Source organism: Streptomyces sp. NPDC007907 (genome assembly GCF_042959365.1).
GTDB lineage: Bacteria > Actinomycetota > Actinomycetes > Streptomycetales > Streptomycetaceae > Streptomyces > Streptomyces indiaensis.
Map to the genome: position 1 here is coordinate 261,680 of NZ_JBIBKR010000005.1, position 19,349 is coordinate 281,028.

Here is a 19,349-nt window from a genome sequence, read left to right on the forward strand (position 1 = left end):
AGGGAGACCCAGTGATCGACCAGGCAGAGACCCCTCTCAAGCGTTCGGCTCTTCTCGCCCTCAAGCTGTTCGGCGGAGCCTGCTGGGTGGCCGCCTATCGCGAAGCGGTCAAAGAAACCGAAGAGCAGGGCAAGGAACTGCTCCCGGAGGCCGCTGTGGCCTTCAACTTGGCCTGGGAAGCGATTTACTCGGCCGGTGGAATCTACACCTGGAAGAAGCTCTCACTGGAGGACAAGGCCCAGACCCTCGTCAACATCTCCTGGCTGGTGCACGACGTGAAATGGCTCAGGTCGATGCGCCGGCGGGGGACATCGGTGAGGCCGGCCTTCATCGTCCTGGCCGTGGCGTACCAACTGGCGTTTCTGGCGAAGCTCCCACCCGGTGAGGCAGCCCGGATCTCGGCGCTCTGGCAGAATCTTGGCTTCTCCGGATATTGCGCGCTCGTCCCCCCTGAGAAGTCCGACGAACACACCCGTAATTTCACGCTGCTCCGGGCCATCGGGACCGCTGTCCCGACCATGACGTCCGGCGTTCTGCGAGGAATCCAACCGAAATACCTCGCACCCGGGCTGGGGTGTGTGCTTTTCGACCTGATCCGCTTGGCCAGGCAAGAGGGAGGGCGAACGAGTTGGCACTCTCGATCATAATACCCACCCTCAATGAGGAGAAATACCTGGGTGCACTCCTGAAATCGCTGCTGGCCCAACGCCTGGAGATCGCTTACGAGGTCATCATCGTCGACACCAGCCCGAATGAATTGACTACACAGACGGCGAACGAATTCGCCGATGCCATGCCCTTGAAAGTCACCACATCTCCCGTCACGGACACCGGCACCCAGCGCAACATTGGAGCCCGGTTAGCTCGGTATGAGTATCTGCTCTTCCTGGATGCCGACGTCGTACTGGGCGATGGCGTCCTGCACCGCTGCCTCAGGCGATTGCACCCGGACGAGCTTCATATCGTCTCGGTGCGCCACCGGGCAGATCACTCCACGATAGGAGTGCGGGCCACCCTGGTTTTCATCTACTTCCTCATACTGCTCGCCCGCCTGGCGGGCTTGCCCGTGACCAACGGCGACTTCCTGCTGACCAACAGGCGAACCTTCCAGGCGACAGGCGGTTTCAAGGAAGGATTCCTTCTCGGCGAGGACACCGACTTCGGAGTGCGCGCCTGCAGACTCGGTGCACGGCACTCGATCGAGTGGCGCGGGTTCGTCCTCGCCAGTTCTCGCCGTTTGTCCGTCACACCCGCCTGGAAGCTCGCACTCACCTGGGCCACCGCCTACACACGCGTGATACGAGGGAAGGGCCCGACCGGATCGCGCCCCGACGACGAGCGGTATCCCTACGGCAGGTGGTGCGGACCGTAGCTCCACGGGCCCTCATGCGAGACGGTTCCTCTTGCGCATGTAGTGGCTCTCCAGCGGGGCGATGACCATCAGTTGCACGAGCACCAGGAGCAGCATGATGACGCTCCACCTGACCTGCCCGTAGTGCGAAGCCGGCACGAAGAGCAGGATCCACAGCACAAAGGCCGTCTGGGCACTGCCACGCACCACCCATATGAAGCGGGTCCTCCGACTGCGGACCGCTCCGATCACCAGCGGAAACACGGCATCAGTCACGAGAATCCCGAGAATCAGAAGCAGCTGATTCACCGACGGGCTGCCGATCGTGGCCCCGAGGAAGTAGAACTGGGCCAGCGCGACCGTCAGTACGACGTGGGTTACCTTTCTTCTGAAAGGTTTCGCCTCCGGAATAAGCAAATAGATTCGCACGTTATTGATGTAATAGAGCCCCATCCAAATCAGCATTGCGAGCAACTGACAGATCAGGACGATCTGCTGGGACGTCACGTTGATGTCCGGACTTCCCGCGTGGAACGTCACATCCAGCGGCGATCGATCGAGGGTCTGAATACTCGTCTCGAAGGCCCGCTGCACACAGATGGCGTAGAAGGCGCCGATGGCGATCTTGTACGGCTCGCGAAAGGCGGCGGAGTCCAGCCCTTCCTTTTGCGCTCGAGCCTCCGGGATCGGACCCTCAGGCGCCTCACGGGCCTCCTCGAGTAACAACCGCGTTGAGCGCCGCGGGGTCCTCAGCACGTAAAGCGAGAAAGGCACGAGAAGCAAGATCGATAAACGCTTCAGCGCTTGTAGGCCGATTGACATGGCGGAAGCATACTGGGTAGCGTTCCTTTGCGTGATGCTAACGAGAGAATGAGAGCAATGATTTGATCTACGACTCTCACTGGAGCGACATTCGCAGCGAGATCCGCTTGGCCTTGGCGAGACATCTCGAAGAGATGGGCCTTCCCGAAGACATCGTTTCCAGGCTGTCGCACAGAGGACGCTTGAACAGAGCCTCACTCTTCTTAATCCTTGCTGATCCTGGTGACACGAAAGAAAGCAGAGAGTCTGTTGTGACTCTGGCCGTGGGCATCGAAATGATCCACAAGGCCAGTGTGATACGTGACGATGTGGAAGACCGGGACGTCCTGCGCCGAGGGCTTCCCACGGAACTCTCCCTCATGGGGCCGGCCGGGGCGCTTGCCCTTTCCGACGTTCTGCTCGCCGACGGGCTGGCCACCACTTTCCGCGTGCAGCCGACGGCAATGCACCGGATCCTGAACACCTTGGTGAGCATGTCGTCAGGGCAGTTTCACGACGTACACAGAGGTATCACCATCTCGGATCCCTTCGACGTCGCGGAGCGAAAAACCGGCAGTCTCCTGGCCCTGGTCTTCTGGATGGGCGCCCTGTGCTCCAGCCGCTCTCGTGAGGACCGCCGTCTGCTGCACACCATCGGACTTCATCTGGGAACCGCGTTTCAGCTCGTCAATGACATCAACAATGTGACGCGAGACGAAGGGCGCGGGAAGGACATGAGGTCCGATCTGGCGGAACGCAGGAACTCTTCCATCGCCCTGCTGATGAGCCAGCAGGGCGGCGCGGGGACCGACGAGGCACCGACAGAGGTGGCCATATCCGCGGCTGTCGACCAGGCTCGTGCGGAGGTCGCTCGACGGCTGGACGAGGCGAGGACCCTCGCCTCACAACTGGATGAGCCGCTGCCGGTCCGGCTCGATCTGCTGATCAACGACGAGGCGACCGCGCGCGACTTCGTCAATGATCAGCAGGCTCTGATCTGACGGGCCTTCCCTGGGGGCCGGCCCCTGACACAGTGGTCACCGGCCCGCCGGGGTGTCATCGGCCCACTCGTACGACCTGGGAAGTCGCCGCGCGGAACGCGTCCGTTCGGGGCAAGTGCGCGCGGTAGTGGCCCCGTTTCGGCGGGGAATGTCCGTCAGAAGGCGTGGCCCTGGGAGGTGCCCGTCTGCCAGGGGGTGTGGGTCAGTGTGGCCGTCCTGCCGGATGCCGATCGGAGTCGACCCGGATTCGCCGTACACCACGAACGGGTTGGGCGTTGTCGTGCCGGTAGACGGCCTGCACCGGCACCGCGTCATTCATGGTGACCGTGCCGGAGAAGTGGCCCTGCGCGTCGGTACGGATGGTGTTCTCCGTCCAGTTGTCGACGTCGAGGTCCACCCGGTGGTCCACCAGGGGCTTCAGCTCGCGCGTCGCCGGCCAGCGTCCCTTGAGGATGCCGTCGATGCGCACCTGCCGGTGATCGGTGTCGATCTCGGTGCGGTCGAGCCGTACGTCCTCGAAGACCGCCGCGACGTAATAGGCCAGCGTGCCCGCGGAGTTGTCGACGTCACGGTCTCCGTCGGCGTCGGCGGCCTCGATGCGGACGGTGTAACTGCCCGGCTCGGCGAGGTCGACAGGCTTCTTGGTGCGCCACACGCCGTTGTCCGCCGTACCGGAGACCAGGTCGAACGCGTCGGTCTCCACGATGGCCACCTCCTGCCGTATGGCCGCGGAGACGAGGTGGGCCCGGATGTCCGTGATGGCGCTGTCGGAGCTGATGCCGATCTACAGAGTCCCGAGGTCGCCCGTGGCGCGGTGCGCGTACCGGACGTCGGGAGCCTGCGCCTCCGCGGCGTTCGCCGCCGGAGTGCCGGTCACCAGGACTGCGACGACACCGATGGCGGCCGAGGCCGCCTGAGTTCCCCCACAGGATGCGTCGCATCCGTGTCCACGGCTTAACACCGCCTCGGCCGGGACGCGTTGGCGACGGGCGTGCGAGTTTCGTCGGGGGCGGTGTGACGGTCCGGCCGTGTCGTTGGCAGGATCCTTCCATGCAGTTCGACGACCCCCGCAGCCTCCACGACGTCTGCACCCGGCGGCTCGGCGAGAAGGCCGGCCGGCAATTCGCCGCCATGGCGCGTCGCGGATTCCGGCTGGTCCCCGCTACGGACGGCGCCGGGGCGACAGGGCGGTGTCGGCTCGGTGGTGCCGCGCTCCTCGAACCGGGCACTCCCTGGCCCGAACTGAGCGGTGTCCCGCTGTCCCTGCACGCCGTTCTGGACACGGACGCCCTCGCCCCCTGGCTGGGACCCGAACTGCCCGTGCGGCCCGGCCTGCTGAACTTCTTCTACCTGGATCCGGACCTGCCGTACGAGGAGTACCGCAAGCTGGACGTGTATCAGCCCCCGATGTGGCGCGTCCTTCCCGCCGACCCGGAGCGGGCCGTCCCGGTGACAGCACCCCCGCCCGCCCGGAGTTACCCGGCGACGCCTGTCCGCGCGGTCGAGGTCGCCATGCTCCCCGACAGCTGGGACGTCGAGGACGGCGACCTGGACTACGACAGGGACGAGCACTGGGGAGCGGCGTCGCTGTTCCTCACCGAGTGGGCGGATCTCGACGGCAACACCGCCGGCAGCCACTGCGCCTTCGGCTGGCCCGACACCTCGCACACCGTGCCGGTGTCGTCCCGGGACGTCGACGGCCCGGCCGTCCACCTGCTCCAGCTGGCCGAGGACCCCGCACTCGGGTGGGGCTGGGGCGACGCCGGAACGCTGTACTTCACGATCCCCAGGGCGGCCCTCGCGGCTGGCGACTTCAGCGAAGCGGTGGCCCAGGTCCACTGCGGTTGATACGGCGGCGTTGATGCCTGCAGCTGCCGCCGGGTCCCCTCCCACCTGGGCTGACCGCAGCTAACCCGTGGCAGTGCGGACCCGTGGTACGGACGCGCATACGGGGGCGCACCAAGGGGCGCGCGATATTCGCGAGTGCAGCGCCGAGCGCGCCGCACACACCCTGACCTCGCCACGAAGTGCGAAGGCTCATCTCGCCGGCGTTCGGGCTGCTCCAGCTCGTCATCACCCCGGTGATGCCGGCCTGGATCGTCGTCATGACGCTCCTGACGCTGGGCGGGCGGTACCACGACCCGGGCATCGCGCTGGTGTACCTCGCCGTGTACCTGGTGGTGCGCTTCGGCCAGTCCGGGCTCTACGTGCTGATGCGCCCGGACATGACCGCCCGCCAGCGCTGGCACTCCTGGCTCGTCGGCACCCCGGCGGCCGTGTTCATGAACATCGTGCTGCTGTGCCCGACCCGCTACTGGGCCCTGTTCAAGCTGCGGGACAACGCGTGGCAGTCGCGGGGTCTGACGGCGAAGTCGGTGCTGCCCCGGGCCGGCTCGGCGGAGACGGGCGGGACAGCAGGTCTCGCCTTGTAGCAGCGCTGGTTTAGTTTTGAAGGTTCCATCAGTGCTGCGCCTGGGATCAGATGGTTATCAAGGCGTAACATCCGCACAATTATCGGGCATAGGGGCCGGAATCATGGCTTCCGTCACAGCCGTTCCGATCTCGGTCTGCTTCTGTTGATCTCGACCACACACGCACGCGCGTCTCTCCCGCCTTGCCAGGGCGGGCAGTTGCGCGTGCGCGCACCACCCTTGAGAAACACGGGGACAGATGTTCACCAGAACGACCGACCGGACCCTCTTCACGCGCGGCACCGCCATGTTCGTGTCCGCCCTCACCGCGGGCGCGATCTTCACCGCGAGCACCGGGGCACACGCGGCCGAGGCCACCCCTCGCACCACCGCTCCGGTCTCCGCAGGTATCACCGCTCCGGCCGCCGCCGTCGCCGACGACTCCGCTGACGACGCCCAGTGGGAAGCCCTGCTCAACTCGATGCTGTCCGTACCCGAGGACGTGCTCGCACAGGGCGACGAGGCGACCGCCGCCTACCTCAAGCAACAGCAGCAGATCCGGAAGCCGGGGCAGCCGCTGGTCGGCTTCGGCTGGCCCAGCTTCGGCTGCCTGGGCGCCGTCGCGGTCGCCATCGGTACCAACCTCCTGCCCGCCGCGAAGATGGTGAAGATCGTGAAGGTGGCGAAGCGCGTCGGGGTCAAGCGGATCGTGAGCGCGATCAAGGCCATCCGCAAGGGCAAGGGACACACACTCGCCAACGACCTCCAGTGGGTCGGCGCCCAGCTCCTGGGACTCGAAGGCGTCAAGGCAGCCTGCCACTAGCAGCGATCGGAGGCATCTACATGCTGGCAGCGAACATCGTTCTCGCCTGCGAGACCCTGCTGGTCGTCGCGGGCATCATCTGGATGCTCGCCGTCGTCCGCACCGGGGCGAGGGTCGCCGGGGCCGATCGTCCACGCCTCGGCCTCATCCAGCCCACCGGAGAGCTGATCACCGCCGCGGCACTCAGCCTGGGCGCGGGGTGGGCCGTCACCCGCCACGCCGTGCCCAACCTGCTGGCGCTCGCCGTTCTCGGCGTCGCGCTGCCGGCCATGGCCGGCATGGCGCTGGCGCTGCTCATCCGCCAGGAGGAGTCGCCGCTGCGCAGCGCCCGCGGCTTGCCGGTCCTGCTCGTGCCCGTCGTCGGAGGCGCGACCGCCGGCCTGGCACCTCACCTGTTCTGAGTCACGGAACAGCCGTTTCCGAGCGCGGAACAGCTGTTTCCGAGCACGGAGCAGCCGTGTCCGGTGGGGCATCGTCCCGCCGGGCACGGCGAGTTGCAGGCCGGGGCCAACCGCACATCCCGCCCGTACCGTTCGGCGACGGAACCCGGCCCTCCCGGACCGTCCCCGGCACCCCCGGAAATTAACCGAACTCACGTACAACCCTTACGTCCCGCCAGCGGTCTCTTGATCGCCGACCAGCCGTGAACGCCCGGGCAACGCCCGGCGAACACGGCCGGTACGGCCCTCCATCGACTGTGGATGTCCGCCAGGCATCCCCCGCATGCAGCAGGAGACCCCGCATGCAGCAGCACGAGCGCCCCGCCGGGCGCCGTCCCGCGTCCGCCCACCCGTCCCGGCGCTCCCGCGTGCGGCTCGCCCTGGCGACCGCCGCCGCGGCCGCGCTGACCGGCACGCTGCTCTCGGCCGCGGCCGGCCCGGCGACGGCCGCCGACGGCACGCACGCCCCGCGGGCCGACTTCAACGGCGACGGCATCGGCGACGTGGCGTTCTCCGCCTCCGGCGCGTACGTGAGCGGCAAGAAGGACGCCGGGCAGCTCGTCGTCCTCTACGGCACCAAGACCGGCGTGTCCGCCGCGAAGCGGTCCACGATCAGCCAGAACACCACCGGCACCCCCGGCACCGCCGAGACCGGCGACGTCTTCGGCGCCGACAGCGCCTACGCCGACTTCAACGGCGACGGCTACGACGACCTCGCCGTCTCCGCCCCGATGGAGGACGTCGGCAGCGACAAGGACGGCGGCACCGTCGCGGTCCTGTGGGGCTCGGCCGGCGGCATCACCGGCAAGGGCGTCACGATCGCCGACGCGGCCCCGACCCAGCACGACCGCTGGGGCCGGAACCTCGCCGCCGGCGACTTCGACGGCGACGGCAAGGCCGACCTGGCCGTCGGCAACACCTCCAACGTCGTCTACGTGCTCAAGGGCGGCCTCAGCGCCTCCGGTACGGCGCTCGAGGGGCGGTACGGCGTCAAGGCCCCCGTCCAGGCGTCGGGCGACGGCTCCGGGCCGCTCAACATCACCGCGGGCGACGTCAACGGCGACCACCGCACGGACCTGGTCGTCGACGGCTTCGAAACCGCCACCGGCCAGTACTGGAACACCAATTACCTGCTGCTCGGAACGAGTTCCGGCCTGTCCGCCGCCGGCGCCCAGCCGCTGAAGGCCGGTGTCATCACCGGCATCGGCGACATCAACGGTGACGGCTTCGGCGACATCGTCACCGGCATGCACTGGAACAAGACCGATGACGGGGTGACCTTCCCCGGGGCCTCCGACGGCGGCAAGGTGTGGATCACCTACGGCGCCGCGGACGGCATCGGCTCCACCACCGGCATCACCCAGGACACCGGCAACGTCCCCGGCAGCGCGGAGAAGAACGACTACTTCGGCTACGAGCTGGACCTGGGCGACGTCAACGGCGACGAGTACCAGGACCTCGTGGTCGGCGTGGCGGGCGAGGACATCGGGTCCGTCACCGATGCCGGGCAGCTCGTCGTGCTGTACGGCTCGGCCGCGGGCATCAACACCTCCACCGGCACCCAGTCCTTCGCGCAGAGCACCGCGGGCGTCCCCGGCTCGGACGAGAAGGGCGACTTCCTCGGCACCGACGTGAAGCTGGACGACGTCACCGGCGACGGCCGCGCCGACGTGGTGGCCGGCTCGTACGAGAACGACGGCAACGGCGCGGTCCTGTACCTGCCGTCCAACGGCACGAAGATCACGGCCACGGGTTCGCGCACCGTCGCCCCCGGCGACTCGGGTGTCTCGACGACGGGTTACCCGAACTTCGGCGCGAACTTCGGCGACTGAGCCGCCCGCGGTGGCTCAGCCGACCCATGCGGGCTGAGCCGCCCGCGATGGCCGAGTCAACCGGTGCGGGCTGAGCCCACCCATGCCGACCCGTACGGGCTGACCCTCCATGCCGAGCGAACCCACTCGTGCCGGCTGAGCCGACTCGTGCCGGCTGAGCCGACTCGTGCGGGCTGAGCCGACTCGTGCCGGTTGAGCCAGCTGAGCCGGCCGTACGGGCTGAGCCACCACACCGGCCGACCCGTCCCGCACAGGCCGCACCATCCGGCACCCACCGCACCACCCCGCCCGCAGCAACCCGTCGCCACCCACCGCACCACCCCCACCGCACCACCCGCCGCGGAAGCCCCGCCGGCACCACCGCACCTTCCCCGTCGCGGAAGCCCCGTCGGCACCAACCGCACCACCCCCGCCGCGGAAACCCCGCCGGCACCCGGCCCCGCCGCCCCTCGGCTGAGCCACCCCGTCCCCCTTCGGGGCCGGGCCCCCGGGCCCGGCCCCTTCCCCACCCGGAGTCCCACCTTGCGCAAGCGCACCCTCCTGCTGGCCGCCGCCCTCACCAGCGGCCTCCTCTCCGCCACCCCCGCCACCGCCGCCCCCTCCGGTCTCGCCGGGGACTTCAACGGCGACGGCTACCGGGACATCGCGACCGGCGCCCCGTGCACCACCGTCGGCTCCGCGTCGTGCGCCGGTGCCGTCGTCGTGCTGTACGGGTCGGCGTCCGGCGTATCGGCCACCCGCAAGGCCGTCATCACCCAGAACTCCACGGGCGTGCCCGGCACCGCCGAATCGAGCGACCTGTTCGGCGCGTCCCTGGCCGCCGGTGACCTGGACCGGGACGGCTACTCCGACCTCGTCGTCGGCGCCCCCAACGAAAGCGTCGGCGACCGGGACGGCATCGGCTCCGGCACCGTCCTGTGGGGCAGCACGTCGGGCCTGACCAGCGGCAAGGGCCTGCCGCAGCCCTCCACCCTCTCCGAGTACGGCGGCTTCTCCCAGGGCATCGCGGCCGCCGACTTCGACGGCGACGGCGACACCGACGTCACCCTCACCGGCCAGAGCCACACCCGCCTCTACCAGGGCCCCTTCACCAAGACCGGCGGCCCGCTGACCCACTCCCGCGTCGGTGAACTCGGCACCACGTCCGAGGTGATCGCGGGCGACCTCACCGGCGACGGTGCGGCCGAGCGCGTCTACCCGTTCGCCGTGGACGGCGACCCCGGCGGCGAGATCCTCTACTTCCGCTGGAACGGCACGGCCCACAAGATGACCGAGCTGCCGAACGCCGACGGCTCCCAGGGTGCGATCGGCGACATCAACCACGACGGCTACGGCGACCTCGTCCTCGGCGACTCCACGGACCCGTACGAGCTCAAGCCCGTCGGCCACAAGGGCGGCCAGATCACCGTCTGGTACGGCGGTCCGAACGGCCCCGACCCGGCGCAGCAGCCGACCGTCATCCACCAGGACACGGAGGGCGTGCCCGGCGCGGGCGAGCCGGACGACGGTTTCGGCACGTCCGTGAGCACCGGCGACATCAACGGCGACGGGTACGCCGACGTGGCGGTCGCCGCCCCGGGGGAGGACATCGGCTCCGCGAACAACGCCGGCTCGGTGACCGTGCTGTTCGGCTCCGCGTCGGGACTGAAGACCAGCGGCGTGAAGTCGTACACCCAGGACACCGCCGGTGTGCCCGGCATCGCCGAGACCTACGACAGCTTCGGGTCCGCGGTCGACCTGACCGACGTGACGAAGGACGGCAAGGCGGACCTGTCCGTCGGCGTCGCCGGCGAGAACTCCACGGGCGGCCTGTGGTTCCTGCGCGGCTCCGCCTCCGGCCTGACCACCACCGGCGCGCAGGGCATCACCACCGCCGCCATCGCCCTCAAGTACGGCGCCAACTTCGGCTCCGCCATCGCCCAGTGACGCCCCGTCCCCTTCCCCGTGAGGCACGTACCCCCATGCGCACCCGTATCGCTTCCACCGCCGTCGCCGCGGCCCTGACCCCGCTCGCGCTCGCCCTGTCCGTCCCGGCCGCGCACGCCGCGCCGGCCGCCGCCCCGTACGACTTCAACGGTGACGGCCGCACCGACCTGGCGATCGGCGCGCCGGCCGCCACCGTCTCCGGGCAGGCGCGGGCGGGCGCCGTGTCGGTGGTCTACGGCAGCACCAGCGGCCCGAAGACCTCCACCCGGACCCTGCTGACGCAGAACACGGCCGGGATGCCGGGCACCGCCGAGGCCGACGACGCCTTCGGTTCCGCCCTCGCCTCCGCCGACCTGAACACCGACGGCTACGCCGACCTGCTGGTCGGCACGCCCGGCGAGGACGGCAGCGACAGCAACGACGGCACGGTCACCATCGTCTGGGGCTCGGCGTCCGGCCTGTCCGGGGCCCGCACGCTGTTCAGCTTCTTCAGCACCGACTACGACCGGTACGGCCGGACGCTGGCCGCGGGCGACTTCGACGGCGACGGGAACGTGGACGTCGCGGTCGGCTCCACCGGGCCGACCACCCTCTCCCTCGTGAAGGGCCCGATCACCAAGACCAGCGCGCACAACGGCGGTTCGGGCTCGCAGAACGACGGGTGGTCGTCCTCGAACGGCGTCACCCACCTCTCCTCCGGCGATGTCGCCGGCGACGGCCGCCCCCGCGTGGTCCTGCACGGCCGCACCGCGCACGACGGCGCCGCCGCCACCTCCCTCGCCGACATGAAGATCGGCAACTACGTCGACTGGCTGCAGAAGCTGCCCGCCGGGTTCGTCTCCGCCGTCGGCGACATCGACAACGACGGCCACGCCGACATCGTCGTGGGGAATGACCGGGAGGTCTCCGCCGACCCCGGGGGCGCCCTCGGCGGCAAGGTCAGCGTCGTCTACGGCGGGCCCGAGGGCCCGGAACCGGACCGCGCCCCGCTCGTCCTCACCCAGGACAGCGCCGGTGTGCCCGGGGCCTCCGAGAAGGGTGACCGGTTCGGCAGCGGCGTCTCGCTCGGCGACATCAACGGCGACGGGTATGCCGACCTGGCCATCGGCTCCGCGGGCGAGAACAGCTCCGCCGGTGCCGTCACCGTGCTGTACGGCTCGGCGTCAGGCCTCACCACCAAGGGGGCGACGTCGTACACGCAGAACACGGCGGGTGTGCCCGGCGGTTCGGAGGCGGGCGACCGGTTCGGCGAGCGCGTCACCCTCACCGACCACACCGGCGACGGCCGCGCCGACCTGTCCGTCTCCGCTCCCGGCGAGAACGCGGGCGACGGCGCCGTCTGGTCCCTGCGCGGCACGGCGACCGGCCCGGCCACCTCCGGCTCGACGAGCTTCGGCCCGGGCGCGACCGGCATCTCCACGGCCGGCACGCCCGGCTACGGCACCGCGCTCAACTCCTGACCACCCCGCCTTCCGCCCCTTCGGCCGACGCCCGACGACGCCCCCCGGGCGTCGGCCCGACGACCACCGGCGACCACCGACAGCCGCCGGTGACCACCGACGACCACCGGCGACCTCATGCCGAACCACCCGACCACCCGACCACCCGACGACCGCTCCTACGACGCGTTCGGCGCCCGGCCTCATCGGCTGACGAACCAGGAGATCCCCATGCGCAGATCCACCTCGACCGCCCTGGTCGCCGCCCTGCTGGCGACCGGCGTCACCCCCGTGCTCCTCACCGGCCCCGCCTCCGCAGCCGTCGCCAAGCACTACGACGACTTCAACGGCGACGGCCGCCGCGACCTCGCCTACGGCGGCTACAACGACGTCGACCGCGAGGGCGGCACGATCACCGTCGTGTACGCCACCGCCACCGGCCTCGACACCGCCCACCCGAAGTTCTTCCACCAGGACAGCGCCGGGGTCCCCGGCAGCGGCGAGGAGGACGACCAGTTCGGCGCGTCCCTCGCGAGCGCCGACCTCAACAAGGACGGCTACGCGGACCTCGTCGTCGGCAACCCCACCGAGCACGTGGACGGCGACGAGTACCGCGGCACGGTCACCGTCCTGTGGGGCTCGAAGTCCGGCCTGTCCGGCGGCAGCAACCTCGCCCCCGTCGGCGGCGCGGCCGGCCACTTCGGCCGCGACCTGGCCACCGGCGACTTCACCGGCGACGGCTCCCCCGACCTCGCCGTGATCGGCGGCGAGGAGGCGTGGCTGTACCGCGGCCCCTTCACCAAGTCGGGCACCACCGGCAAGGTCAGCAAGATCGACAAGAGCTCGGGCGGCTGGTACTCCACCGCCCTCGGCGCCGGAAAGGTCGACGGGGACGGCAAGACCGACCTGGTCGTCATCGGCACGGAGATCAACGGCAGCCAGATCCGCGAGCGCGCCTGGTACCTCAAGGGCACCTCCTCCGGCCTCGCCACGGGTGCCTCCAGGACCCTCAGCGACCGGCAGGAGGGCCTCTACCCGAGCCCCGTGATCGGCGACTTCGACAAGAACGGCTACGGCGACATCGCCCTCGGCGTGCCCGACAAGGACAACGGCAAGGGCGCGGTCACGATCTGGCGCGGCACCTCGTCCGGCCCGGGCACCTCCGTCACCCTCACCCAGGCCACCTCCGGCGTCTCCGGCAGCCCCGAGGCCGACGACAACTTCGGCTACGCGATCTCGGCCGCCGACACCAACGGCGACGGCTACTCGGACCTCGCGGTCGGCGTCCCCCACGAGGACGTCGACGGCAAGGCGGACCAGGGCGGCGTCCACGTCTTCCGCGGCGGCTCCGGCGGCCTCGGCGGCGCGCGCTCCTCGTGGATCGCCCAGACGGCCCTCGGCCCGGCCGACTCCCACGCGGCCTTCGGCTACACGGTCCGCCTGCGCGACCTGACCGCCGACGGCAAGGCCGACCTGGCCATCGGCGCGGCGAACAGCGCGCTGCTGATGCGCGGCACGGGCACGGTCCCGACGAAGACCGGTGCGATCACTCTGCCGGAGCTGGGCGGCGGCTTCGCCGACTGACCGACGGGAGCAGAGCGGGCCCGGGGCGTGGCCCGTACGGCCCAACCCTGACACCCCACGGACACCCAAAGCCCCTTCCCCTTAAGGGATGTCACAGCTCGGCCGCAAAGCCGGGCCCGAAAGCCCGGGCCCGGCACGCCACCGCCGGGGACCAGGTACGTTCGAAGACGTGGCTGGATTCAGGATCGGACGCGGCCGGAACAACGGCGCTCCTCAAACGCGACCGCACAACCCTCCGTACGGGCAGCAGACGCCGCAGGGACCGTCGTACGGCTCCCCGCCGGCGCCGCAGGCGTACCCACAGCAGCAGCCGTACGGCAACGGCGGCGGTCCCACGTGGCCGCAGCCGAACGCCGGACACGGCGGCGGCTACGGCGGGCAGGGCGAGCCGGAGTACTTCGGCGACGGCGCGTACCCGCCCGGCCCGCAGGGTCCGGCCGACCCGTACGCGGCGAACAACCCGGGCCACACCCAGGCCTTCTCGGTCGGTGAGGAGCCCTACACACAGGGCGACACCTACCGCGCCGGCTCCGCGGCCCCGCCGCCCGGCCCCATCGGCCCGCGCCTGCACTGGAAGGCCCTGCTCCGGGGGATCGTCTTCGCCCCGAACCAGACGTTCCTCCAGATGCGGGACTACTCGATGTGGGGCCCGGCCCTCATCGTCACGTTCCTCTACGGCCTGCTCGCGGTCTTCGGCTTCGACGGCGCCCGCGAGGATGCGATCAACGCCACACTGTCGAACGCGGTGCCGATCGTGCTGACGACGGCCGTGGCGATGGTGCTCAGCGCGTTCGTCCTGGGCGTGGTCACCCACACCCTGGCCCGCCAGCTCGGCGGCGACGGCGCCTGGCAGCCCACGGTCGGCCTGTCCATGCTGATCATGTCGCTCACGGACGCGCCCCGCCTGGTCTTCGCGATGTTCGCGGGCGGCGACGCGACGTTCGTCCAGCTGCTGGGCTGGGCCACCTGGGTCGCCGGCGGCGCGCTGCTCACCCTCATGGTCAGCCGCTCCCACGACCTGCCCTGGCCGAAGGCGCTGGGCGCGTCGGCGATCCAGCTGATCGCCCTGCTGTCGATCGTGAAGCTGGGCACGGTCTGAGGCCACACGACACGACAGAGGGGCTCCCCGAGCGGGGAGCCCCTCTTCGTCGTCATGGCCGTCAGGCGTCGAGAACCTGCCCGGCCCGGCGCACGACGGGCGGTTCCACGCTCCACGGGAAGTTGATCCAGTCGTCGGTGCGCTTCCACACGTACTCGCACTTCACGAGCGACTGCGGCTTCTCGTAGACGACGGCGCTGCGTACCTCGGCGACGGTGTCGAGGCAGAAGTCACGGACCAGCTTGAGCGTCTTGCCGGTGTCGGCGACGTCGTCGGTGATCAGCACCTTCTTCTGGGAGAAGTCGATCACGTTGGGGACGGGCGCGAGCATGACAGGCATCTCGAGGGTGGTCCCCACGCCGGTGTAGAACTCGACGTTGACCAGGTGGATGTTCTTGCAGTCGAGGGCATAGGCGAGGCCGCCGGCCACGAAGACACCGCCGCGGGCGATGCTGAGGACTATGTCGGGCTCGTAGCCGTCGTCGGCGATGGCCTGCGCGAGCTCGCGCACGGCGACGCCGAACTTCTCGTACGTCAGGTTCTCGCGCACGTCATTCACGCCTGCTTCGCTCACGTTCTGCCCGCTCACACCTGGGTCCGGTGGAAGTTGAGGAAGGACCGGGAGGCGGTCGGGCCGCGCTGCCCCTGGTACCGGGAGCCGTACCGCTCGCTTCCGTAGGGGAAGTCGGCGGGCGAGCTGAGCCTGAACATGCACAGCTGCCCGATCTTCATGCCCGGCCAGAGCTTGATGGGCAGGGTGGCGAGGTTGGACAGCTCCAGGGTCACGTGCCCGCTGAAGCCGGGGTCGATGAAGCCGGCCGTCGAGTGCGTGACCAGCCCCAGCCGGCCCAGCGAACTCTTGCCCTCCAGCCGGGAGGCGAGGTCGTCGGGCAGGGTGATGACCTCGTAGGTGCTGGCGAGGACGAACTCACCGGGGTGCAGGATGAACGGCTCGTCCCCCTCCGGCTCCACGAGCCGGGTGAGATCGGCCTGCTCGATGGCGGGGTCGATGTGGGGGTACCGGTGATTCTCGAACACCCGGAAGTAGCGGTCCAGCCGCACATCGATGCTCGACGGCTGCACCATCGCGTCGTCATACGGATCGATCCGCACCCGTCCGGCGTCGATCTCGGCCCGGATGTCCTTGTCTGAGAGAAGCACGCCCCGAGGATACGCAAGGCGCGCGGAGCGACCACAACCGGACGTCTCCGCGCGCCTTGCGCCTGTTGCTTCCTGCTGGGTCCGTCACGGCCGCCACGAGTGCGGCCGGTGCTGCCGCTACCGCTTCTGATAGCTGACGGGCACCACGCTCCGGAGCCGCGCACAGCGCGGGCACCGAAGCAGCCGCCCGGGGCCGAGCCGCTCGGCCTGCTGCATCGGGAACGAAGCGGTGCTGAACACGTGCCCATCGGCACAACGGACGACGGTGCGCTCCATCAAGTCCAAGAGTCCCTTCCCCAAGAGCCTCGTCCGGCTGCTGCTTGCCAGACGACAAAAGCCACAGTACGGGATCAAAGGGACGGCCCTCCAGGCGGCACTCCGGTCCCGCCGGGCCCTCTCACGCCTCTCCACCGTACGCCCCAACTCCGTTCCCCCGCAGCCGCATCCCACGCCTGAAACGCCCTCAGGCCTCACGGCGCGAACGCCGGAGGCCTGAGATGAGGTACAGTGAGCGAGCATTCGGACACCGACTCGGTCGGCGTCTTACGCGGGTGTAGTTTAATGGTAGAACATCAGCTTCCCAAGCTGAGAGCGCGAGTTCGATTCTCGTCACCCGCTCCATGCGAAACCCCCAGGTCAGAGACCCGGGGGTACTTTGTTGTCTAGACCGGTGGGCGGGTTGCGCACCACAACCGCACCATTAGCTCTCGGCCGCCTCCTCGCTGTGGTGCGCAGGGTCGTCCTTGTGGCACTTCGCACGCTCGGCGCGCACCAGGTCGTCGAGCCCGGCAGCCACCTCCCGCTGCCGCTCCTCGTCGGAGTGCTGATAGATCAGCGCGGCCTTCTCGGACGACTGCCCGGCACGGACCATCGTGTCCTTGAGGGTGGCACCGGAGCGGGTCGAGAGCGTGTGGCCGGTATGACGGAGGTCGTAGAACCGGAAGCCGTCCGGGAGGCCGACGGCCGCGCGAGCCCGGCGCCACTTCCGACCGAAGGAGGTACGCCGGAAGGGGGCGCCCTTCTCGCCGACGAAGACCAGGCCTTCGGGCCCCTTCTCGGCGTACCAAGCGAGGTGCCGCTTCACCTCCTTGTGGAGGAAGGCCGGAAGGACGACGGTGCGGACGCCCGCGTCGGACTTGGTCTCGCCGGGGGCGCGTCTGCCGTTCGTCCGCTCGGGTTCGGCGACGCGGACACGGATGACGAGGTTGTCCAGGTCGACGTCTCGGCGGCGAAGGCCGGCCAGCTCCTCCGGTCGCATCGGGCCGTACGCGCCCAGGTAGACCATGAGGCGCCAGCGGATGCCGATCGCGTCGGCGAGAGCGTCGACCTGGGCGACGGTGGCGATGCGACGTTCGGCGGCTGACTCTTTGCCCGCGCCCTTGATGCGGCACGGATTGCGGCTGATCAGGTCGTCGTCCACGGCCGTCTCCAGGATGGCCTTGAGGAGGCGGTATGCCTTGGCTACGGCTGTCTTGGCCCCAGTGGTGCGGAGTCGCTCCGCTCGCCACTCGCGGACCCGGGGAGCGGTGATCTCGTCCAGGTCGAGCGTGCCGAAGGTCGGCAGGATGTACAGCCGCAGGAGGTGCTTGTAAAGGTCGTCGGTACGGACGGACAGCTCCCGCTCTTCGACCCACTTCTGGGCGTACACGCGGAAGTTGACGGCTCCGGCATCCGGGGCGCGCCAGTCCCCGCGACTGAGGTCGGCCTCTACCTGGGACAACCAGATCTCGGCGTCCTTCTTGGTGTCGAAGGTCTCGTCCGCGCGGATGCGCTCACCGCTCGGCCCTAGGTACGAAGCGGTCCAGCTGCCGGACCTGTACTGCCGCACCGCACCGAAGCGGCGACGTCTCCCCCTCTTGTTCGCCATCAGGCAGCCCTCCGAAGTGCGGCGCGACGGGGCTTGACCGGCTCGACGGTCCTGGATCGAACGAACTCCTCGACGGCGCTCTCCGGGATGCGTACATGCCGGCCGACCTTCACGTACCGGATGCGCCGTTCCTCGATGAGCCGCCGGGGAAAGCGGGGAGTCGTGCCGAGCAGCTCGGCGACCTGGTCGACGGACAGGTAGCGGTCCTTCATGTGGTGGGCTCTCCTTCCGTTCCGGGGGCGGGTTCGAGGGATGCGGCCAGCCATTGCTCACCGGTGCTGAGGCCGGTTCCGGCGAAGACCCAATGCGCGAGGACGAGCGTGGTTTCGCCATCCTGGGGAACGGCCGTAAGGGCTTGGGCGCGGCGCCATTCGGCGCGTGCGTGGCGGAGGGCGCCGAGGGTGGTGGAGTAGCGGCGGGACTTGGTGGAGAAGTGGCCGCGAAAGCCGAACATGTGGGCCCAGGCGCGCAGGCGGAGGTGTTCGAGGTCCTTGCGTGCGCCGAGGGCCCAGGCCGTGCGGATCATGCGGCGGGCATGGTCCGTGATCCGGGCCTGTGCCAACTCGGCAAGGAAGCGGATCGGCCGGTCCAAGGTGCCGGTCGCTGTCTCGGCGCCTTTGGTGGCGTACTTGGCGATGTACGCCGCTACGGCCCGTTCGGTCAGCTCCTGGCCGCCGTCGAAGTCAGCGGAGCGGATGGTGCGCACGTCGAGTTGACGACCGAAGGTGAAGGTGTGGGCGCGGCCGTCGACGTCCGGCCCATTGACGCGGGTGGCGGTGACAGCGGCATGGATGGCGTCGGTCAGCAGCTCGGCGGAAGCCCAAGCCGGAGGTGCCGTGTCACCGCCCTCCGAACCGTCGAGGCGGATGACCGCGTGGAAGTGGACCGCGCCGCGCTTCTGGTACTCGGCGACCTTGGCGAAGGACACGCGCGCGTGATGCCGAAACGCGCGCTGGGTGAGTCCGGCGCGCTTGGCGATCTCACGGCGCAGGTAGATCGAGAAGCGCCGCCAGAGGGCCCCGGCGTGGGCGTTCCATAAAACGGCCGCTTCGTAGTCGTACGTGTCCGGGTCGAGGGACGTACCGAGGGCCGGGTCTGTGTCGTCGTGCCGGGCACCGCAGCGGCAGGGCCGCCCGCTGGAGGGGCGGTTGTGGACCGGGCCGAAGCTCGGTGCGGTGAGGGTGGCGAAGACACGCGGGTGTGTGCCGACCTGTTCGGCGGTGCCCTTGCCGCCGCGGAGGCCGGCGGTGATCAGGTGGAAGGTGTCTCGGCGGTAGACCTCCGCGCAGGCCGCACAGCGGGTGGCACGGCGGTTGTTGCAGCGGACGAGGAGGCTTCCGGCGGGAAGGGAGGACGAGTCGAGGTGGTGGAGGACGCGCCCGATCTCTCCGGTCGTCCGGTCGACCGCGTACTCGGTGCGGTGGCCGTCGAGGCGCACGGGGTTCGTGCACCCGCCCAGGCCTGAGAGTTGGCGGGCCAGCTCGGGCATGGTGCCGAGGGAGGCCAGCATGGAGAGTTCCGCCAACGGGGGCGGAGTCTGCCGGGTGATGATGGGTCTTCCTTTCGGCTGTTTCGGCGGTTGGGAGGGACGGCCCCGGGGCGGCGGGATGCTTG

The 19,349-nt window shown here is 69.6% G+C and carries 20 protein-coding genes and 1 tRNA gene; 14 read left to right on the plus strand and 7 right to left on the minus strand.

From position 1 onward, the window contains the following. The first annotated feature begins 11 nt into the window (after nt 1-11). Together ACFZDI_RS21840 and ACFZDI_RS21845 are read left to right on the plus strand one after the other, a co-directional pair. The gene (locus tag ACFZDI_RS21840) at nt 12-647 is read left to right on the plus strand and encodes a hypothetical protein (protein ID WP_391252551.1); all 636 of its coding nucleotides are present in this window, start codon (nt 12-14) and stop codon (nt 645-647) included. After that, a complete protein-coding gene (locus tag ACFZDI_RS21845) occupies nt 629-1,372 on the plus strand; it encodes a glycosyltransferase (RefSeq protein WP_391252553.1) in 744 nt (247 codons plus the stop codon). The genes ACFZDI_RS21840 and ACFZDI_RS21845 overlap by 19 nt, the downstream gene beginning before the upstream one ends. A gap of 12 nt (nt 1,373-1,384) precedes the next feature. Here the strand turns inward: ACFZDI_RS21845 and ACFZDI_RS21850 are convergent, their stop codons facing one another. After that, nucleotides 1,385-2,173 (minus strand): hypothetical protein, encoded by a 789-nt coding sequence (locus ACFZDI_RS21850; protein ID WP_391252555.1) that lies wholly within the window; start codon nt 2,171-2,173, stop codon nt 1,385-1,387. A gap of 62 nt (nt 2,174-2,235) precedes the next feature. Between ACFZDI_RS21850 and ACFZDI_RS21855 the strand changes: the two genes are divergently transcribed. Then, the gene (locus ACFZDI_RS21855; protein ID WP_234848924.1) at nt 2,236-3,153 is read left to right on the plus strand and encodes a polyprenyl synthetase family protein; all 918 of its coding nucleotides are present in this window, start codon (nt 2,236-2,238) and stop codon (nt 3,151-3,153) included. Nucleotides 3,154-3,355: 202 nt separating this feature from the next. Here ACFZDI_RS21855 and ACFZDI_RS21860 read toward each other — a convergent pair whose 3' ends face one another. Then, nucleotides 3,356-3,856 (minus strand): hypothetical protein, encoded by a 501-nt coding sequence (locus ACFZDI_RS21860; protein WP_391252558.1) that lies wholly within the window; start codon nt 3,854-3,856, stop codon nt 3,356-3,358. A gap of 46 nt (nt 3,857-3,902) precedes the next feature. Here ACFZDI_RS21860 and ACFZDI_RS21865 point away from each other — a divergent pair, with 46 nt between their 5' ends. The 10 genes from ACFZDI_RS21865 (at nt 3,903) to ACFZDI_RS21910 (ending at nt 14,707) form a co-directional block, all read left to right on the plus strand. Beyond that, a complete protein-coding gene (locus tag ACFZDI_RS21865) occupies nt 3,903-4,070 on the plus strand; it encodes a hypothetical protein (RefSeq protein ID WP_391252560.1) in 168 nt (55 codons plus the stop codon). A 133-nt stretch (nt 4,071-4,203) separates the two neighbouring features. Beyond that, on the plus strand, nt 4,204-5,001 hold the full coding sequence (locus ACFZDI_RS21870; RefSeq protein ID WP_391252562.1) for a DUF1963 domain-containing protein: 798 nt from the start codon (nt 4,204-4,206) through the stop codon (nt 4,999-5,001). Between the two features lie 179 nt (nt 5,002-5,180). After that, nucleotides 5,181-5,585, plus strand: a complete 405-nt coding sequence (locus ACFZDI_RS21875) for a hypothetical protein (protein WP_391252564.1) — start codon at nt 5,181-5,183, stop codon at nt 5,583-5,585. 238 nt (nt 5,586-5,823) lie between these two features. Beyond that, entirely contained in the window at nt 5,824-6,387 is a 564-nt protein-coding gene (locus tag ACFZDI_RS21880; RefSeq protein ID WP_391252566.1) for a hypothetical protein, read from the plus strand. Nucleotides 6,388-6,407: 20 nt separating this feature from the next. Further along, nucleotides 6,408-6,788 carry a hypothetical protein gene (locus tag ACFZDI_RS21885; protein ID WP_234848919.1) on the plus strand — a complete coding sequence of 127 codons (381 nt, stop codon included), beginning with the start codon at nt 6,408-6,410 and terminating at the stop codon, nt 6,786-6,788. 341 nt (nt 6,789-7,129) lie between these two features. Continuing rightward, nucleotides 7,130-8,659 carry an FG-GAP-like repeat-containing protein gene (locus ACFZDI_RS21890; RefSeq protein ID WP_391252569.1) on the plus strand — a complete coding sequence of 510 codons (1,530 nt, stop codon included), beginning with the start codon at nt 7,130-7,132 and terminating at the stop codon, nt 8,657-8,659. Nucleotides 8,660-9,181: 522 nt separating this feature from the next. Next, nucleotides 9,182-10,585, plus strand: coding sequence for an FG-GAP-like repeat-containing protein (locus tag ACFZDI_RS21895; protein ID WP_391252571.1), 1,404 nt, complete (start codon nt 9,182-9,184; stop codon nt 10,583-10,585). Nucleotides 10,586-10,620: 35 nt separating this feature from the next. Further along, nucleotides 10,621-12,045, plus strand: a complete 1,425-nt coding sequence (locus ACFZDI_RS21900) for an FG-GAP-like repeat-containing protein (RefSeq protein ID WP_391252573.1) — start codon at nt 10,621-10,623, stop codon at nt 12,043-12,045. A gap of 117 nt (nt 12,046-12,162) precedes the next feature. Next, the gene (locus ACFZDI_RS21905) at nt 12,163-13,608 is read left to right on the plus strand and encodes an FG-GAP-like repeat-containing protein (RefSeq protein WP_391252575.1); all 1,446 of its coding nucleotides are present in this window, start codon (nt 12,163-12,165) and stop codon (nt 13,606-13,608) included. Nucleotides 13,609-13,696: 88 nt separating this feature from the next. Continuing rightward, complete coding sequence (locus ACFZDI_RS21910) at nt 13,697-14,707, plus strand: Yip1 family protein (protein ID WP_234848848.1); 1,011 nt, start codon at nt 13,697-13,699, stop codon at nt 14,705-14,707. Nucleotides 14,708-14,768: 61 nt separating this feature from the next. Here the strand turns inward: ACFZDI_RS21910 and ACFZDI_RS21915 are convergent, their stop codons facing one another. After that, complete coding sequence (locus ACFZDI_RS21915) at nt 14,769-15,266, minus strand: phosphoribosyltransferase family protein (RefSeq protein WP_391253221.1); 498 nt, start codon at nt 15,264-15,266, stop codon at nt 14,769-14,771. A gap of 26 nt (nt 15,267-15,292) precedes the next feature. Beyond that, a complete protein-coding gene (dcd, locus tag ACFZDI_RS21920) occupies nt 15,293-15,868 on the minus strand; it encodes a dCTP deaminase (protein WP_309097764.1) in 576 nt (191 codons plus the stop codon). Between the two features lie 547 nt (nt 15,869-16,415). Between dcd and ACFZDI_RS21925 the strand changes: the two genes are divergently transcribed. Further along, nucleotides 16,416-16,489 (plus strand) — tRNA-Gly (locus tag ACFZDI_RS21925). A gap of 79 nt (nt 16,490-16,568) precedes the next feature. Here the strand turns inward: ACFZDI_RS21925 and ACFZDI_RS21930 are convergent. From ACFZDI_RS21930 to ACFZDI_RS21940, 3 genes are read right to left on the minus strand one after another with little or no spacing between them, the layout of a single operon-like run. Then, entirely contained in the window at nt 16,569-17,735 is a 1,167-nt protein-coding gene (locus ACFZDI_RS21930; RefSeq protein ID WP_391252577.1) for a tyrosine-type recombinase/integrase, read from the minus strand. Further along, a complete protein-coding gene (locus ACFZDI_RS21935) occupies nt 17,735-17,947 on the minus strand; it encodes an excisionase family DNA-binding protein (protein ID WP_391252579.1) in 213 nt (70 codons plus the stop codon). The genes ACFZDI_RS21930 and ACFZDI_RS21935 overlap by 1 nt, the downstream gene beginning before the upstream one ends. Further along, nucleotides 17,944-19,245, minus strand: coding sequence for a replication initiator (locus tag ACFZDI_RS21940; RefSeq protein WP_391253223.1), 1,302 nt, complete (start codon nt 19,243-19,245; stop codon nt 17,944-17,946). Before ACFZDI_RS21940 ends, ACFZDI_RS21935 begins: the two co-directional genes overlap by 4 nt. Nucleotides 19,246-19,349: the final 104 nt, after the last annotated feature.

Bases quoted from the DNA above. Each gene is read 5' to 3' on its own strand.
- ACFZDI_RS21910 (WP_234848848.1), top strand. From the start codon at position 13,697: ATGTCACAGCTCGGCCGCAAAGCCGGGCCCGAAAGCCCGGGCCCGGCA.
- ACFZDI_RS21865 (WP_391252560.1), top strand. From the start codon at position 3,903: ATGTCCGTGATGGCGCTGTCGGAGCTGATGCCGATCTACAGAGTCCCG.
- ACFZDI_RS21880 (WP_391252566.1), top strand. From the start codon at position 5,824: ATGTTCACCAGAACGACCGACCGGACCCTCTTCACGCGCGGCACCGCC.
- ACFZDI_RS21885 (WP_234848919.1), top strand. From the start codon at position 6,408: ATGCTGGCAGCGAACATCGTTCTCGCCTGCGAGACCCTGCTGGTCGTC.
- ACFZDI_RS21850 (WP_391252555.1), bottom strand. From the start codon at position 2,173: ATGTCAATCGGCCTACAAGCGCTGAAGCGTTTATCGATCTTGCTTCTC.
- ACFZDI_RS21905 (WP_391252575.1), top strand. From the start codon at position 12,163: ATGCCGAACCACCCGACCACCCGACCACCCGACGACCGCTCCTACGAC.
- ACFZDI_RS21930 (WP_391252577.1), bottom strand. From the start codon at position 17,735: ATGGCGAACAAGAGGGGGAGACGTCGCCGCTTCGGTGCGGTGCGGCAG.
- ACFZDI_RS21890 (WP_391252569.1), top strand. From the start codon at position 7,130: ATGCAGCAGCACGAGCGCCCCGCCGGGCGCCGTCCCGCGTCCGCCCAC.
- ACFZDI_RS21935 (WP_391252579.1), bottom strand. From the start codon at position 17,947: ATGAAGGACCGCTACCTGTCCGTCGACCAGGTCGCCGAGCTGCTCGGC.
- ACFZDI_RS21940 (WP_391253223.1), bottom strand. From the start codon at position 19,245: ATGCTGGCCTCCCTCGGCACCATGCCCGAGCTGGCCCGCCAACTCTCA.
- ACFZDI_RS21900 (WP_391252573.1), top strand. From the start codon at position 10,621: ATGCGCACCCGTATCGCTTCCACCGCCGTCGCCGCGGCCCTGACCCCG.
- ACFZDI_RS21870 (WP_391252562.1), top strand. From the start codon at position 4,204: ATGCAGTTCGACGACCCCCGCAGCCTCCACGACGTCTGCACCCGGCGG.